Here is a 14,926-nt window from a genome sequence, read left to right as displayed (position 1 = left end):
CCAAAGCAATATTAATGTTTTGTTTTTCCATCGAAATAACACCATCTATTATGATGATGCTACTTTGCTAGGGTTATCATCCTTTGATCAAACCTTACAGACTGTCCAATTTTTGCAGTGATACCTTTTAAACGTTTGGCTTGTGGTTCAATCAAGGTACCTACCGGACTGCCGATCACATAACCATGCTGTGAAAGCCAAGTCACACCGCGTCCACCCTGGGCAAGTTCGCCAAGATCCTCGCTGTCCATATATACTGCACTACCCGGAATAGGAGCTTGTGCGGTTTTCTTTATGAAGTTTAAATTTTGCGGCTGTTCCCCACTCAAAAAAACTACGTGATCGACTTGGCCAACCCAAATACCACCATCAACCGGATTCATAAAGGTAATCCGCTGCGGCATAGCAACATAATCATAACGCTCATCAAGCAAATGAAAGTTTAAAGCCTGGGAAAAGCGAATAATATTGCGTTCTGCAGTCAGTAACCGCCCTTGCCAGTAGCCTAAAAACTTGCCGGCTTTCATTGGCGACAGGTCCTTAAACTGAATACTTCGGCCTAAATTTTCCGTATTGGAAATATTCACCACACGTTGTGCAATCGGGTATGAGTCAAACTTGCGTAGGTCGGTACCGTCCATGGACGTGCAATAGATATTGACGGTATCCACGGATGAATCAAAGCAGAACGGCAAAATCACTTCAATTGCAGATTGGGAATCTACCTCAATGCCGCATAAGGCAGATAGGCCAGATTCCTTGCCGTTAGATTGCCAGGTAATCGCTACATTATATTGACCTGCTTTAAGCGCACCGTCGCTTTGCTGTTGGCACATTACCGATGACGGTGTATCTATGGTCAGGTTTTGCAATAACGCGCCATTAAACGTATATAGCGCAGCACCATCACAGATATAAACCAGGTTATTAATAACCTCATAGCTTACCTGGTCTGATTTCAGCTGCCCTAATACCTGATGCGACCAATCCAACGGGTTAATTTTGACCAGGCTTAAACCTAAAACGCCAAATACATCACCATGCAACGAGCTTTGCCATAGGCTTTTGTATGCAACGTCCGATACTTCTTTACCGGTACGACGGATTGCTACACGTCCTGATGAACTTACATCGACATTGACGGCATCACGCAAGCGAATAAAACCGCCCTCCTTGGTCCGTGTTTCCATTTCATCATCATGAGATACATTATCTATCCCCTTAAACGGTGTAATGCGCTTCATTGAATACCACCTCCTTTCCTGTATTGATCACTATTCCCATCTGGTCGAATATAGTGAACTTTTAACCAAGCATTAGGCAAACCAAACACAGGTTGATTAATGGATACTGGTTTTATCTCTTGTGTTGTAATGACGCTTGGCTGTTTGGCCAAGATAACTTTTAAACGGCCTTTAAAATTGCTTATATCCATTTCTGATGTATAGGATTCAAATCCTTCTACATCAACCTGGCGTACACGATGACTTACCCAGGCTTGACCAAACCTTTCCGCATTAAATCCGTTGGGGATGGTAGGCGCAGGATAGCCAATATACAAACCTTGCGGCTTGTATAGTGTGTCACCTTGTCGTCTTGTTCCCATCATTGTTGCTTCAAAACCACTGGCATTGACTGTACGGTTAAACAGTTCAATACGATGAGATCCAAAAGCCAGACTGCTTAAACCAAAGCAACTAATAGATTGAGGACCGTAATAATTGATATGCAATGATGGACGGCCAAATTCCTGACTATTATGGCTTTCAATCTGTTCGGCATATTGCGGTGAACCATCCAGGAGTAGATGCCATCCCATGCGAAAAGAGGATATTCCAATCGGTTTAACGTAGTGCTTTCTTAAAAATATGTTCGGAACAGAAATTACTTCATTTCTAAATCCGAAAACTGACATTTTACGATGCTGCAATTCGATTCTGGCATGACCAAATACCTCGCCAGGAGGACGAGTACCACCATCACTATTTACATAGTGCAGGTTATAAGATTCATGATTAGCCTTGGCTTGTGCAGGTGCTTCTATTACCGCATAAATGGTATGTGGTGAAATTCTTGGCCGGGTATCTCTTATTTGCAGCAAGTCGCCCATGGTCGGAACAGAAATCGTCCGATTTCTCAAACTGACATGCGGTGTGCCTATCGTAAGTTCTTGAATACCTGGTTCAACCCTGATGCTGTTAGACTGTACATGCGGTTCACTGAAACGAACAGCATTAAATCCAGATGCAAAGATGACATTACTTTTAACGCCTGGTATGGCCACTTGATGTTTTGGTGGTTCAATACCTAAAGCCGGCAAACCATCTACAGCATCAAGAATAATATTCTGCAAGCTATACGGTGGAGCTATGGTCTTGGTCACTTTAAGTTGACCAAATGCCATGGTACCAAAACCACTAATCGGTATTCTCTTGGTTCGATAAGCTATATCAGCCTTACCAAAGACATTGGCATTAAATCCATCCAATGGATAATACTCAAAACTTAAACGCAAAGCAGGTTGGCCAAACTCCATGCTGTTAATGCTACGCTGTCTGAGTTCGGGTGTGACATTTCTTAAACGCGGTTCACCGAAATAATCGCGGTGCGTCCATCGTGGTGTAACCTTGGTCCAGTGAATCGATAGCTCATTCCATCCAAACGCATTATTCTCAATACCATGCGGCTCGATATAGCGCGTATGCAATTCGATCTTATGAATCGGAATATATTTAGGTGCAATGCCGTAACGCGATTCGATGGATAGCGTTCTGATTCTGAAATCTATCATCGGCTTGCCAAATTCCATAGAATCAAACGCGCCTACCCAACGATATTGACGACGTGTATTGATCACATTCGGATTACCCCACATGGTATGTGGTTGGCCTTTCACTGAAAGCACAGCAGCTGCGTTAAATGCAATAATCCACCGACTCATTGGTGGGTTCTCAATACCATCTAAGCGTAGATAACGGATGCGATCTGCAATCATTAATACGCCAAAGGCTGTATAGGAATTGGATTGTGGTTTGATCTGTCGTGCTTTATTGACAATGGAAGTAATGCCAAAACGTGCAGCATTAAAACCAATTGCACCCATTTTTTTATTTCGGTTCTCAATGGCTGACCACTGGCCAAACGAACCAGGATTAAGACCATCGTTAGGATCATAATTCTGCTGAATGATCTGCTTTCTGTTCCAGACTTGTGCAGTACCATAGCGCAAGCTGTCTGCCGTACCTGCAGTAGAAAATCCTTTAAGCTGTACCCAACGCTTGTACAGTTCAATTTTGTGCGTTTCAGGAATAATTGACGCATTAAAGCCCTGGCCATAAACAGCTTGAACTTCTGGAATGATACGGCTACCAAACAGTGAAGCAACAAACCCTTGCGGCTTGATGTGCTGTGTACCACCGACCATGTGATTTGTTTCAAAATCACGATAGATTGAACCAGGAGCAATGGTTCTAACGCGGTACCAGGTAGTAGGTTGGCCAAGTAATGCTGCATTAAATCCCCTAACCAGAATCTCACGCGAACCATGCTCAATACGTGGTGAGTTGATTGCTTGAGAATTAAAGCCTTGTGCTGAAACATTACGGTACCTGAACCATACCGTAATATCATTCCCCATTCGCAGTGACGATAAAGCACCTGCAGAAGCAATATATTGCTTAAAATTACTGATCCATGGCTGACCAAAAGCCATAGAATTAAACGATCTAGGATTTAATTCAGGTGACTTGGCAAATACAGCCTGACCAAAGCGGTTGATTTCAAGCAGGCTAAAACCACGTGCCTGGATCTTGCGTATCCGGTCAGCCACCATAGCTGAACCAAATACACTGGCATTAAATGCACCCGGGAAAACCGATGGCGTTTTATTCCAGATATTTGTATTGCCAAATAAAGCTGAATTAAAACTAGGTGGCGTGATAAATGAGCGATTGGAATAAACTGTAGCCCAATCACTAAAAGCAGTATGTGCTTCACCTTTGACGTTGATATAGCGACGTGTATTTTTAACAGCAATATCACCAAACACGCCACCGACAATCTTAGGACTATTGGCCAGGAGTATTTTTTGAGCCTTGTCGAAAATACGCGGATAGCCTGGATTAAATGATTCAAAGCCTTGGACACTTAAATGCCGTGGATTATGCGATACCCATTGTGTACCGTACTTGGATTGTTCCTGTCCTTTAGCTTGAACATACCGCGTCTTTAAGTAAATTAAAGCCTGGCCGAATTTACTATCAATAAAACCGGACGTTCTCAGGAATCGTGGCGATACTAATGGACCATTAATAGAGGGTGCATTAATTCCAGTTGGATAAACAAATTGATTGGCCTTGGTATTGATAACTTTTGGCATACCAAAGGCAAGAGAATACAATCCGTAAGGATTCACATACTTCACACCACCTATTAAATAAGGTGTACCAAAAGCAGCAGCATTAAATCCATTATGTATTACATATTGACGTAGGTTATATGTTTTGGCCGCACCAAAAGCACCTGCATAAAAACCGCTAACTTTTACTTCCTGGTTTCTATTTTTAAATAAGGCAGCACCAAAAGCAGCGGCATTAAATCCTGAAACCTGAATATGTTGGATTTTGTTGTAAATTTTAGGTGAAGGAAATGTAAGAGCAGCAAAGCCAATAGGACTTGTGAACTGTGTGAATTTTAGTTTTGGCGAACTAAATTCTGTTGCCAAAAATGCCATTGGACCTACATATTGCGTTACAGGAGGACCACCATCAGGAACACCCAAAAACGTGGCATGTAAGTCATAGGAAACACTTAATTCAGACGGTACAGGCTGCTTCTGAAATGTCGCAGTAATCAGATACGGTTTATCATGCTCGTAATTGTCTGCCATAAATCATGCATCCGGATGAGGTCTTGTCGGAACAGCAAAATTTGCAGTATGCCTGCACACACCCTTCGTTACTCTTAGATCATCAACATAACCATCCAAATGCCAGTTGTTCGGCAGCACACGACCATTACCCGAGCCAATAGACACATTTGACGTGTTTGGGCTATTAAACGGTATATTGTTTTGAATGGTTGTTGTTCCTTTTAGATTTCCGTTAAAAAATCCATATGTTGTTCCAGCAGCCCGACCAAACTCTATATGATGCCAAACATCACGTGCCAAAGCGGAGCCAATTGTAAATTCAGCTGTTTGTATGGTTAAATTTGTACCGCATCGTTGTAAAGAAATGGTCGCATTCGCTTTGTCAACAACCGCTAGGTTCCAACCACCCCCACCACTGGATAAATCCTGAAAGCCGGCACAAATAATTGGGAGTACATTTTCATAGATTGATGCACCTGTCGGAACATAGAGCCAAGCTTCAATTGTGAAATCTTCTGTCACCCCAAACAGGAAGCCTGCGTTATTATTTGTGTATATATAGTTGTTGTCAGTGAACCTGCCACTACTTCCACCGAATTTGCTTTGTGCCGTTGAAATAACCGGATTACCAGACCTATTCCAGACCGTACCTTTTTGATCAGTGAATATTGTTGAATTATTGGCTCCATCAAAATGCAATAGAGATGACACATTAGTCCAATAGTTATCTGCGTCAGCAATGATGGTAACTTCATTACTAATAAAACTGGTGGAACCACGCCATACACGAACTTTATAATAATACCTAGTACCTTCTATAACCTCCTGGTCAACGTAGTACATGGTTTTTAAGCCAGTAACAATAGGTGTTGGATGAGCGTTATCTACTAATCCAACCATGCTTGTTAATGATCGAATAATGTCAAATGAATCGAAATGACCAAACTGAGCAAACTCAAGACGAATGCCAGACTCAACCGTCATAGTAAATTCCCGTAGTAATCTTCCTGTTTCCAGTAGCCCTTTTGATCGTGCCAATCACAATAAGCTTTAAAGAAAACCTTTTCACCATTTACCAGTTGATCCTGGACAAATGGCCCAAGCCAAAACTCGACTTCACCATGCGACTTGCTGCTAAGTTCTACGCAGTACATCTGGAACTTTGGCTGTGCCATAAGGTGTGGCCAATTAATTTTATTCTCATCTGCTGCATATTGATCTGCAACAAAACCGCCAACACCAATACCTTGAGCCGGTGGCTTTTCTTGAACTGGTACGGTTTTCTTTTTACGTGGAGCGCGAGGTTTCTTTACCGGCTGCTCTACTTTATTTTCTTCTGTCATATCCACCTAACTCTCAATAGAAATAAAGGTTTAACCACTCATACTCTGTATAAGTGGCCACTTCTTTAAACCTTAAAGATTTTATTGGTACCGTTGTCCCAGGTCACAATAATGTCACCACCATTAGGTGTGATCGGTAAGCCGGTGGCTGTATCGATATAGGCAATCAGTGGCGAAGTAGATTCAACGCCGGTATCCACATAAATAATGATTGCACCGATGGAGTTACCACTCACCGATACAAACGTACAGTCAGCCGCATCTGCAGCACCACCTGTTGTAGCTTTTGATGTGAGTGTCACCGGTCCTGCAATACGCGCTGATGATGCTACGTCTGATAAGTATTGATGCACGCCAACTTGTGCCGTATAAGCACTGGTACTTACCAGAATGACTTTAATTGTATCTGTCATCCAGTTAATTTGCGCTTCCAGAAAACGCTGCCGCGCAGCGTCAAATAGCGTATTAGCCATTAAAAAAATTCCCAAAACGGATTATGAAATTAATCCATTATGGGAATCGTGGTGGTTTGAACTGAAACCCTACAGGGGTGCTGCTTAAGGCCAAAACGACATGGAGATATGCGGAATGTCTTCACGAGTCATACGGCGTAAGTCTGCATCTGGTCGTTCACCAAAGTATTCAGTGAATTTCATTTCAGCAATTTGAGCACGGTTTGCATCAAAAAATTCGGTATCAGGAATACTGAATGCCTTATGCAATGCCCATTGAACTAAGTGAACATGATGAGATTTATTAATCTCTGGCACATCGTCCAGATTTGCCATTGCTACCAATGGCAAACGATAGCCTTCAAGAATTAAAGTGCCATTTTCATCCGGTGTGGGAACCAGACGTAAACCCGTATCAGACTGAATTGCATGTACTGGTGTTCCCTGTCGTGTACGCCAGTCAGAATAATAGGTCTTACTCAGCATTTCTTCCGATGACAACTCAATGCCACGACCACAACGGCCACTATCCGGATCAAACTGAATATGTGTTAATTCATATAGACTTTCATGCAATGCATATTGTGAGCTGCCAGCGACCACGGCAATTCTGCAAATATCGGGATTTGCATGTTCATGAAGTAGACGTGCACGTAAGCATGCTTCCTCTACTGCATCATTCAACCAGTCAATTACCTCCGCATCTTCATTAAAATAAGGCTGTACCTTATCGTTTGATTCAGTACGAAAGCGTGAAAGCAGCTCACTCAATTTCATTAAACAACCCCGAATTGATGGATTTTATCTACTGCAACTTGCTTCAACTCATCCAGCTTTAAGTTGCTGTCCAGTTTTTCCTTGTAACGTTCTTCAACGTATTTGATCAAGGTATCCTTGGTACGAAAACCACGAACGGCCTGAATTTCTGCACTTTTGAGTTCTTCCGCTTCATCAGCCTGCTGCTTTTTTTTAGCCTGTTCATCTAGGATTTGTTGTGTGTCATCTTGAGTAGAGGCCTGTTCTGTCAAAGCTCCACCTTCTACACGTTCAAACTCGGGATGAGACAGGAACTTTTGAGCTAAGTTACTTGGTACCGTACGTGGCACACCGCGCTTGAATACCAATTGAGTGCCATAAAGGTTATCTGTCCAGGTATCACGGTTTGCCTTATAGCAGATTGTCACGCCAACTGCCGGGGCTGCCTGCGCTGTTGTTTGTACTGCAGGTTGAGACTTCACATTTTGTAATTGCTGCTGCAATTTCACGATTTCAGCACTCAAGTCCTGTACATCTGATGGATCAGGAAGATCACGGGCAAGATTGACCACAGCTTTGAATAGATAATCTTTGGCTTTTTGTTCAGCCGGTAATTCAGCATATGGTAAAAAACAAGGATGCTCTTTCTTCTCAGCATCTTTAACTTCGCCATACTTCCAGCCTTCTTTTTCCTTCTGTGCATACCAAGACTCATGCGATTGTTCAGGTGTTGCATCAGGGTTTTTTAAGTGCATTTCAACACCTAATAAGGCACTTTTCTTTTGCCAATCAGGTGCGCTATCCCAAGATGGCTGTGACTCATCTCCTTGTGACAGGCAGTAAGCAGCATTAATTGAGTGGCATAGCATTGCAATCGTTGTGAGTTTCATTGTTATTCCTCTTGGATAAAAAAAGAGGTATTAGCGTCTCCCAACATCCAATACCCCAAAGGCTTAACCTAGTTATCGTTATTCGCTGCAGATTAGCGCGGGCCTAGCAATTCACCAGATACCAATACTTTGATATCAGATGCCTTCGCATTTGCTGCACCACCTGTAGTAAGTGTGAGTACTGCTGGCTTAGGCAGTGTGACCAGTTTTGTTCCTGTCGCACGTAGACGGCCAGCTGCATTCAAAGCACCGCCACTAATGAAATATGCGGCATCCTGTGGTACATCTGTAGAATCCACACCATCCACATACTTAAAGCCAAGCGAACCGGTTACAGCTGCTGTCATTGCAGTATTCACAATGACCTGGGCATCATCTAAACGGAAACCTTCAGGTAGGCTACCGAGTTCGATCACATCACCAGAAGCCACTGCTGCAGTTGAATTTGAATCAATCACTGCACCTGTTGCATTAGTGGCTAAAGCAAAAGCCAGTACAGTGGTATTACCATATGGCACTGCACCACCAAACTGACCAGGTGTGCGTTTGCGTTTAATTGTCGCCATGAGTTCATTACTCCCAAATGATTGAAGGAAGGCCGATTGCTCGGCCCTGCCCTGAAACTTAGCCTTGAAGTTTCACGACGGTATCAACGGTAATCACACCATGATCGGTATATTGCATGTCACTGCCATCACCGTTCACGTCCACATTGAAGCGGATCTTCTTCACGCCACGGATTGCACCGACCAAGAGCTCAGCTTTGTCACCATGGTCAAGGTCAGCTTTTTCAGACCAGAAGTATGAAATACCTGTACCTTTATGTGCTGCAAACGCTTCAGCAAGTGCTTGTCCACCCAGGATGATTGAACGGTCAATCGCATGAGTGGTACCAAACGTTGCTGGAACAAGTGCATTATCTTCAACCTCACTGGTATATGAAGTTGAGTAACGGATAGGATCGCCGGCACGGAAGCGAATCGCATGTGACATTTTGCGGATCAGGAAGTTATTCCACAGACCAACTTCACCACGGAACAACGGATGCTGGTTGGCATTCGATGCACGGGCAATCGCTTCAGATTGCAAAGTACGGAAGCCAGGTTGCTTAGCAAACCAGTTGTACTGAGTTGGAGATACCAACCATAAGCGCAACGGTGAATCATCCGAGCCATTATCACCTTCGACCTTAATACAAGGTGGCGGCAAGATCATGTCATCTACCACTGAACGCATAGAATCCACGGTATCCGGAATGAATAAGTCAGTAGTTGTAATATCCACTTCACCAGCGTTCACGGTAAATGCTTTTACACCAGCACCATTGGCCAAGTAGTGACGGTTTTTAGTCGGTGCTTTTACATCATTGACCATGATTTTTTTGAATTTTTCATGTGATGCAAGTGGAACAGCCCATTCAGCATTATTCGAGAAACCACGAGCACCACATAAATGCACCAGTGTCGATAAGTCGCTATAACGATCCATCAGATCCTGTGCGATTGGACGACCCAAACGGCGGAAATCTACCGGTGAACGGATGGAAGTCATCACGTTGCCCAAGTCCACAGGGAAACGTGCCTGATCTACACGTAGACGATCCTCAACGATGGTCATACCAACGCCACGACCTTCAGCGTATTCACTACCCATGATCGGATAAGCGTTTACCGGTTGTACCAAGTTAAAGGTAACTTCATCACCCTTTTGCTTGCCAAGATCCATGACACGCACAATCGGCATGTGGGTAGATGACTGGTTTTTAATTTGCGCTTCTGCACTGCCTTCACCTTTCGGCATAGTGCCAACCATCTTGTTGATGATCGAATTACGCTTCAGGCTTTTTGCGAACAGTCCTACCGACTGTTGTACCGCATTGGTTTTATCACCATATGCAGCATGGGTTTTATCTGTCATTAGAATTCTCCAAAAGATTATCCACGACGTGCCATGAATTCATCTACCTTGTCAGTCGACCAGTTCTGCATTTCTAAAAGCAGTTCAGGGCCGGACAATGTAGACAAACGTTCTTCTGCAGAAAGTGCTGCTGGTGCACCTGCTGGCAGATCTGACACGCTGATAGGTATTTGTTTAGGAGCGTTCTGTACAGCTTGCTTGGCTTTGGCAATCATTTCCGCTGTAGGATTGGCTGCCGGTGCCGCTTGATTAACATTGTTTTGGGACTTATACAGACTAAGCAGTTCATTCACGTCCTGAGCATTTCCACCCTGCAACACGTTGTTAAACGCATTACGAGTGATGCTAGGCTGTGAATCCATCCAAGTTGCAAACTCGCTAGACTCTGCAATTGATTCATAATCCGGATGAGCAGATTCAATCGTTGCAAAGTGTTGTTGCTCAGCACTGAGCTGCTGCATTTGCTGCTGCTGTTGCTGAAATGGGGCAAGTGCCTGTTGTACTACGGCTTCAACCTGAGCTGAAACACGCTGATTTATTAAGGCATTTACACCTTTTACAACTTCTTCTTCAGAAAAATCACCAAACAAGGCAATCACATCTGCATCATTACCACTGGCCTGAATTAAGGCTTCCGCGGTTGCTGCATTTTGCTGTGCCTGTTGGCTCTGGTCAGGAGCTTGCTGTGCTGCGAGTTTTGCGTTTGCTTCATCAAGCTGCTGTTTAAATAACTTGGCTTGATCACGGGCACTTTGTAAACTTTCAAAAGGAATGGTGTGTTTACCATCTTTTGCCAGAACTACAGTGTTGTCCGCATTCTGCTCATCTTCACCTGGAGCCTTTGCTGGTTCAGGATCAGGTTGTTGCTCTGTATTAACAGCTGGTTCTGCTGTTTTCCCTGCGTCTGCTGGTGTATCAGTCTCTTGTTCTGGGTTAGTGGCTGGCACACTAACTTTTTCCGCCGGAGCGGTATCGCCATATAGCGCAGCATTCAGTAATGCTGCGCCCTGTTCAGGAGTGACTTGTCCATCATTCGCTTCAATGCTATTCAAGATTTCTGTATTACTCATGCCTTTCCTGCTACTTATCGCAGTAGCCGCAAAATAGGTGAAGTGCAGACTTGTTACAGTCGCTTGCTGTCGATTGCTCAACTGGATTTGATTTTGCAAGGAGGCATGAGGAAAGTAGAAACCCTACACGGGGTCGGAAAATTTAGAGCAACAAGTACGTCTTAAATAGTTTGTTTTTTTAAATACAGGAAATTCAGACTTACAATGTTTACAGATACGGATTCCACATGGATATTCACCCTGTTTATTCGGGGTCAATGACAGTGTGTCATAAGGAATATTTAAAAATTGACAAACCTTTTTCTGCATCTCTTGTGATGGTTTTTTTTCACCACTTAACCAGGATTGAATAACATTTTTACCAAACCCAAATCTTTCCGAAAGCTCTTTACAAGATATATTTTGAGCATCCTTAATTGATCGAACTTGATTTAAAAAACCATTAATGTCCCGTCTTAATTCAAAGAGTTCTTGGGATGCTGAAATCAAATCTCTATTACTTTGATTTATCATTTCTTTATTTTTCATTAATAAATCTCCAAAAAAAGACCCGTTCCTTGGGGAAAGAACGGGTTAGAAAAAACCACAGCACTGGTTTAATGAAATCGTTACCTGAATCGGCACAGTCAGGTAAAACTGCTGTCAGGGGACATCCAACCCTACCTAAACGTTATTTATTGCAGAACTTCTTGGCGGAAACTGCAAAATGCCTGGATGCTCTGTACTTTTATAAATGATATCCAAGGATTGATATCTTCCAGTTCCTAAATCACTTTAGGCCATCCATTCCCACCATTGGCAAGTCAGGACTGAGCAAACGCCACGTTTTAAGGCATTACATTTGAGAGTGATTAACAAGCGCACGTTCATCTTTTGGACTACTCGATTTCTTGTTGCTTTGCTTTCCCTGCGGCAGTTCCCCAGTTGCTACTTACATCGCTCACCGCATCGACTGCGGATTCAATCACTCTCAAATATAATGGCCTTGAATGTGGGAGTTGAACCCACCTTACAAGAGGGAAAGTAAGCGCACCGGCTGCGACCAAGGGTAAATACCATTACTACTCTAAGCCGTTTATGGGTTATCTCGTTCTTTCGAATACATCAGCCCTGCTTTCATAATGGTAGTGCTTTTAGTTCATCTCCGAACACTCTATAGAGTTCTAGTTAGCCGAGTTTTTCGTGAGTCGGCGTCCACTATTTAGTTTTTATTGTGCCCATAGCGGCTTTTATGGTTCATTCAAACTAACAAACTTATCGACCAATATTGTGCTATGCCATCCGAAGTACGTCGCACATCCCTTCGGCAGTCCTCATCTCTTGCATGGATTTTTTACGTCCTACGCCACGATGGTGCGCTGTCCCATGACCTTTCGGTTTCGCTTGAATCTCGCAAGCTCATCAGATGGGTTGCTGTCTTTCCAGCTGTCATGTTTATCATTCTGCGGTATTGCTGCAACGCAAGTTGGGAGCGACCCATAGCGTCAGTTCCCTAATTCCTAGGTCACCCGTTCTTGTCATAAACAAAGACATTCAATTCTTGAATCTGTTATATCAAACGACAGGCCGGTTAAACCTGGACTATTGGAAGTTGGGGAGAACTCCCTGCAAAAGATCAACTAGCCTTGCAATACCAATTGACCTAATAGTTATTTGCTACCTGCAACCTTGCAGCTTCGCTTGATGGAATTAAATATAAATGCAGTGCTTCAGAAAGCTAGTATGAAAATCATACACTTGAATGACTAAGCGAAAATTCTGCACATAAACTGTCTACAAACTGGTTAAACGTAGATTCCTGAATTTCTTCTGCACATCCGTTATAGATCAGTGTATAGCTGTCATCTGTACGCTTGAACGTGAATGGCACATCATCCGCTTTCATTTTGTAAGTTTCTGAGTTTTCAGTAATCTCACATTCAGATGTAAATACAGTTTGACCTGGTATCCAAGCTTCAACAAAATCAGCAAAGTCACGACTCACCTGACCTTTTTCAACGTCCTGCCACTCTTTACGCTCAGGGTAATACTGTTCTGGGTTCATCATTACCAAAGCGATTGCCTGCATTAATTTCGATGGTTTCATTGTTCAGCTTTTCCTTGCTTATCCAATAGTTCCTGATAATGCTTTGCCATCTCAGGTTCTTTTTCACGCCATTCCTGCCATGTCTCATCAGTTAAAACATGCTTCAACCATTCAGGATGTTCCTTGTCTTTTTCGATAGGCTCATGACTGCAATGATAGAAATACCCATCTTCATCAAATACAGGCATTTCAGTTAAATCGTAGTGGTTAAGAAGCTCTTGAATATCATCCTGATCCAAGTCTTCAAACTCATCCTCTGTGATGATTGTGCACAAGCTTTCATGCTCTGCACAATAGAAGCCACCGCATGAGCACATGTGATCCTGATCGCCACAGCACACATAACCAATACCACGATCTATCTCGTTCTTGCAGCCCGGATGATCACAATATGCATGCATGTTATAACCTTGAAAGCGATTATTCTTATCGCTGAAATAAAGTCCGTAACCCATTAATTAAGCCATCCATTCTTATGCGCAATTTCTTTAATGACTTTGATTGCATTGCCATGTGCTTCTTCCACATCATCCGCAGGCATAATCACTGTTGATTCATTGGTCAGTTCGATGACACATAAATACTTTTGATTCTCTGCGTCATAATCAAAATGAGTTCCTGTGATAAACGGCAGGATCTGGTGAGTGGGGGTTTGAAGCCAGGCTTGTTCTTGTGTCATGTTGAATCCTCAGGCTGACCAATAAAAAAAGGATGAAAATATATTCATCCTTTTATTCTCAGTGCAGTGCTTCAGATTCTTAGTATGTTAATTAATCAAAATGTTTTCATGAAAAAACTAATAACAGCTTTAAACCTAATCGCTCAATAGCCGTTGCATGTAGTTGCGTAGGGTGGGATGAATTTTTTAAGAATGATCATGATAGTGAAGTATTTTTATTCACTCTATGATTAAATGAATATTTAAAATCAATGAATTAGTGTGTGTAATGATTAATCCAGAAAACTACAACTTGATAATTTGTGTAAATGAACAAATTGATGAGGATATAACCAAGAAAATTGAGAAATCAATAGAATCCGTACCTAATACTTTAATAGTTCCTATTCCACCGGCTGGTCCTCAAGCATCTATATTACTTGCTGGTATTACTTACATTGCAGTAAAAATATGTGATGGCTTCTTTACTAAAATAGGAGAAATGATAGCAGAAAAAGCTTTTAGTGACTTAATGAGATCTATAAAAGAAGGTCAACAAGAACCATATATTATAACTGCTGGCGGTATCATGAAGGGTACGACAAATGGCTATTCATTACACCACTCAATAATTTATGCACTAAGTAATGGCTCAACTTTAAAATTTATATTTAAAGCTGATTGGGATATGTCGCAGTTTAATAAAGCTGTAATAATTTATAACAGAGAAATGAGAAAATATGTAAAGAATCAAAATAATCAAATTTCTAATATTATTGAAACCAAGTTACCTTTCTCTGGGTTCCATATTATTACTGCCGATCTTGATAGCGATTCAATCATTCATGTTGATATATTTAAGCAATAATATTTTTGAACATTAA

General features: G+C 42.4%; 16 protein-coding genes. 2 read left to right on the top strand and 14 right to left on the bottom strand.

What is annotated here, in order from left to right; genetic code table 11:
- Positions 1-59 precede the first annotated feature (59 nt).
- From ACE01R_RS00900 to ACE01R_RS00850, 11 genes are all read right to left on the bottom strand, one after another.
- Positions 60-1,244, bottom strand: a complete 1,185-nt coding sequence (locus ACE01R_RS00900; RefSeq protein WP_395544243.1) for a hypothetical protein — start codon at positions 1,242-1,244, stop codon at positions 60-62.
- On the bottom strand, positions 1,241-4,888 hold the full coding sequence (locus ACE01R_RS00895) for a hypothetical protein (protein ID WP_395544242.1): 3,648 nt from the start codon (positions 4,886-4,888) through the stop codon (positions 1,241-1,243). Before ACE01R_RS00895 ends, ACE01R_RS00900 begins: the two co-directional genes overlap by 4 nt.
- A gap of 3 nt (positions 4,889-4,891) precedes the next feature.
- Positions 4,892-5,854: a LamG-like jellyroll fold domain-containing protein gene (locus ACE01R_RS00890; protein ID WP_395544240.1), complete on the bottom strand. Its 963-nt coding sequence runs from the start codon at positions 5,852-5,854 to the stop codon at positions 4,892-4,894.
- Positions 5,851-6,213 carry a hypothetical protein gene (locus tag ACE01R_RS00885; RefSeq protein ID WP_395544334.1) on the bottom strand — a complete coding sequence of 121 codons (363 nt, stop codon included), beginning with the start codon at positions 6,211-6,213 and terminating at the stop codon, positions 5,851-5,853. The genes ACE01R_RS00890 and ACE01R_RS00885 overlap by 4 nt, the downstream gene beginning before the upstream one ends.
- Positions 6,214-6,278: 65 nt before the next feature.
- A complete protein-coding gene (locus tag ACE01R_RS00880; protein WP_395544238.1) occupies positions 6,279-6,686 on the bottom strand; it encodes a hypothetical protein in 408 nt (135 codons plus the stop codon).
- 84 nt (positions 6,687-6,770) lie between these two features.
- Complete coding sequence (locus tag ACE01R_RS00875; protein WP_395544236.1) at positions 6,771-7,442, bottom strand: DUF6682 family protein; 672 nt, start codon at positions 7,440-7,442, stop codon at positions 6,771-6,773.
- Complete coding sequence (locus ACE01R_RS00870; protein WP_395544233.1) at positions 7,442-8,311, bottom strand: RyR domain-containing protein; 870 nt, start codon at positions 8,309-8,311, stop codon at positions 7,442-7,444. Before ACE01R_RS00870 ends, ACE01R_RS00875 begins: the two co-directional genes overlap by 1 nt.
- Before the next feature lie 92 nt (positions 8,312-8,403).
- Positions 8,404-8,877: a hypothetical protein gene (locus tag ACE01R_RS00865; protein WP_395544232.1), complete on the bottom strand. Its 474-nt coding sequence runs from the start codon at positions 8,875-8,877 to the stop codon at positions 8,404-8,406.
- A gap of 58 nt (positions 8,878-8,935) precedes the next feature.
- Entirely contained in the window at positions 8,936-10,228 is a 1,293-nt protein-coding gene (locus ACE01R_RS00860; RefSeq protein ID WP_395544231.1) for a DUF4043 family protein, read from the bottom strand.
- A gap of 17 nt (positions 10,229-10,245) precedes the next feature.
- On the bottom strand, positions 10,246-11,298 hold the full coding sequence (locus ACE01R_RS00855) for a hypothetical protein (protein ID WP_395544228.1): 1,053 nt from the start codon (positions 11,296-11,298) through the stop codon (positions 10,246-10,248).
- A 123-nt stretch (positions 11,299-11,421) separates the two neighbouring features.
- Entirely contained in the window at positions 11,422-11,826 is a 405-nt protein-coding gene (locus ACE01R_RS00850; protein ID WP_395544227.1) for a helix-turn-helix domain-containing protein, read from the bottom strand.
- Positions 11,827-11,897: 71 nt separating this feature from the next.
- Between ACE01R_RS00850 and ACE01R_RS00845 the strand changes: the two genes are divergently transcribed.
- Complete coding sequence (locus tag ACE01R_RS00845; protein ID WP_395544225.1) at positions 11,898-12,035, top strand: hypothetical protein; 138 nt, start codon at positions 11,898-11,900, stop codon at positions 12,033-12,035.
- Between the two features lie 992 nt (positions 12,036-13,027).
- Here ACE01R_RS00845 and ACE01R_RS00840 read toward each other — a convergent pair.
- From ACE01R_RS00840 to ACE01R_RS00830, 3 genes are read right to left on the bottom strand one after another with little or no spacing between them, the layout of a single operon-like run.
- A complete protein-coding gene (locus ACE01R_RS00840) occupies positions 13,028-13,384 on the bottom strand; it encodes a hypothetical protein (protein ID WP_395544224.1) in 357 nt (118 codons plus the stop codon).
- Positions 13,381-13,785, bottom strand: coding sequence for a hypothetical protein (locus ACE01R_RS00835; protein ID WP_395544223.1), 405 nt, complete (start codon positions 13,783-13,785; stop codon positions 13,381-13,383). Before ACE01R_RS00835 ends, ACE01R_RS00840 begins: the two co-directional genes overlap by 4 nt.
- 53 nt (positions 13,786-13,838) lie before the next feature.
- Positions 13,839-14,063 carry a hypothetical protein gene (locus tag ACE01R_RS00830; RefSeq protein ID WP_395544222.1) on the bottom strand — a complete coding sequence of 75 codons (225 nt, stop codon included), beginning with the start codon at positions 14,061-14,063 and terminating at the stop codon, positions 13,839-13,841.
- A 268-nt stretch (positions 14,064-14,331) separates the two neighbouring features.
- Here ACE01R_RS00830 and ACE01R_RS00825 point away from each other — a divergent pair, with 268 nt between their 5' ends.
- Positions 14,332-14,910: a hypothetical protein gene (locus ACE01R_RS00825; RefSeq protein WP_395544221.1), complete on the top strand. Its 579-nt coding sequence runs from the start codon at positions 14,332-14,334 to the stop codon at positions 14,908-14,910.
- Positions 14,911-14,926: the final 16 nt, after the last annotated feature.

Origin of the sequence: Acinetobacter sp. BSP-28 (assembly GCF_044130285.1) — a bacterium.
In the GTDB taxonomy this organism is placed as follows: Bacteria; Pseudomonadota; Gammaproteobacteria; order Pseudomonadales; family Moraxellaceae; genus Acinetobacter.
The sequence above is the reverse complement of the archived record's forward strand: the minus strand, read 5'-3'. Positions and strand labels throughout refer to the sequence as shown.

Excerpts from the sequence above, each read along its gene's own strand:
- ACE01R_RS00900 (WP_395544243.1), bottom strand. The coding sequence starts at position 1,244 with ATGAAGCGCATTACACCGTTTAAGGGGATAGATAATGTATCTCATGAT.
- ACE01R_RS00895 (WP_395544242.1), bottom strand. The coding sequence starts at position 4,888 with ATGGCAGACAATTACGAGCATGATAAACCGTATCTGATTACTGCGACA.
- ACE01R_RS00890 (WP_395544240.1), bottom strand. The coding sequence starts at position 5,854 with ATGACGGTTGAGTCTGGCATTCGTCTTGAGTTTGCTCAGTTTGGTCAT.
- ACE01R_RS00885 (WP_395544334.1), bottom strand. The coding sequence starts at position 6,213 with ATGACAGAAGAAAATAAAGTAGAGCAGCCGGTAAAGAAACCTCGCGCT.
- ACE01R_RS00880 (WP_395544238.1), bottom strand. The coding sequence starts at position 6,686 with ATGGCTAATACGCTATTTGACGCTGCGCGGCAGCGTTTTCTGGAAGCG.
- ACE01R_RS00875 (WP_395544236.1), bottom strand. The coding sequence starts at position 7,442 with ATGAAATTGAGTGAGCTGCTTTCACGCTTTCGTACTGAATCAAACGAT.
- ACE01R_RS00870 (WP_395544233.1), bottom strand. The coding sequence starts at position 8,311 with ATGAAACTCACAACGATTGCAATGCTATGCCACTCAATTAATGCTGCT.
- ACE01R_RS00865 (WP_395544232.1), bottom strand. The coding sequence starts at position 8,877 with ATGGCGACAATTAAACGCAAACGCACACCTGGTCAGTTTGGTGGTGCA.
- ACE01R_RS00860 (WP_395544231.1), bottom strand. The coding sequence starts at position 10,228 with ATGACAGATAAAACCCATGCTGCATATGGTGATAAAACCAATGCGGTA.
- ACE01R_RS00855 (WP_395544228.1), bottom strand. The coding sequence starts at position 11,298 with ATGAGTAATACAGAAATCTTGAATAGCATTGAAGCGAATGATGGACAA.
- ACE01R_RS00850 (WP_395544227.1), bottom strand. The coding sequence starts at position 11,826 with ATGAAAAATAAAGAAATGATAAATCAAAGTAATAGAGATTTGATTTCA.
- ACE01R_RS00845 (WP_395544225.1), top strand. The coding sequence starts at position 11,898 with ATGAAATCGTTACCTGAATCGGCACAGTCAGGTAAAACTGCTGTCAGG.
- ACE01R_RS00840 (WP_395544224.1), bottom strand. The coding sequence starts at position 13,384 with ATGAAACCATCGAAATTAATGCAGGCAATCGCTTTGGTAATGATGAAC.
- ACE01R_RS00835 (WP_395544223.1), bottom strand. The coding sequence starts at position 13,785 with ATGCATGCATATTGTGATCATCCGGGCTGCAAGAACGAGATAGATCGT.
- ACE01R_RS00830 (WP_395544222.1), bottom strand. The coding sequence starts at position 14,063 with ATGACACAAGAACAAGCCTGGCTTCAAACCCCCACTCACCAGATCCTG.
- ACE01R_RS00825 (WP_395544221.1), top strand. The coding sequence starts at position 14,332 with ATGATTAATCCAGAAAACTACAACTTGATAATTTGTGTAAATGAACAA.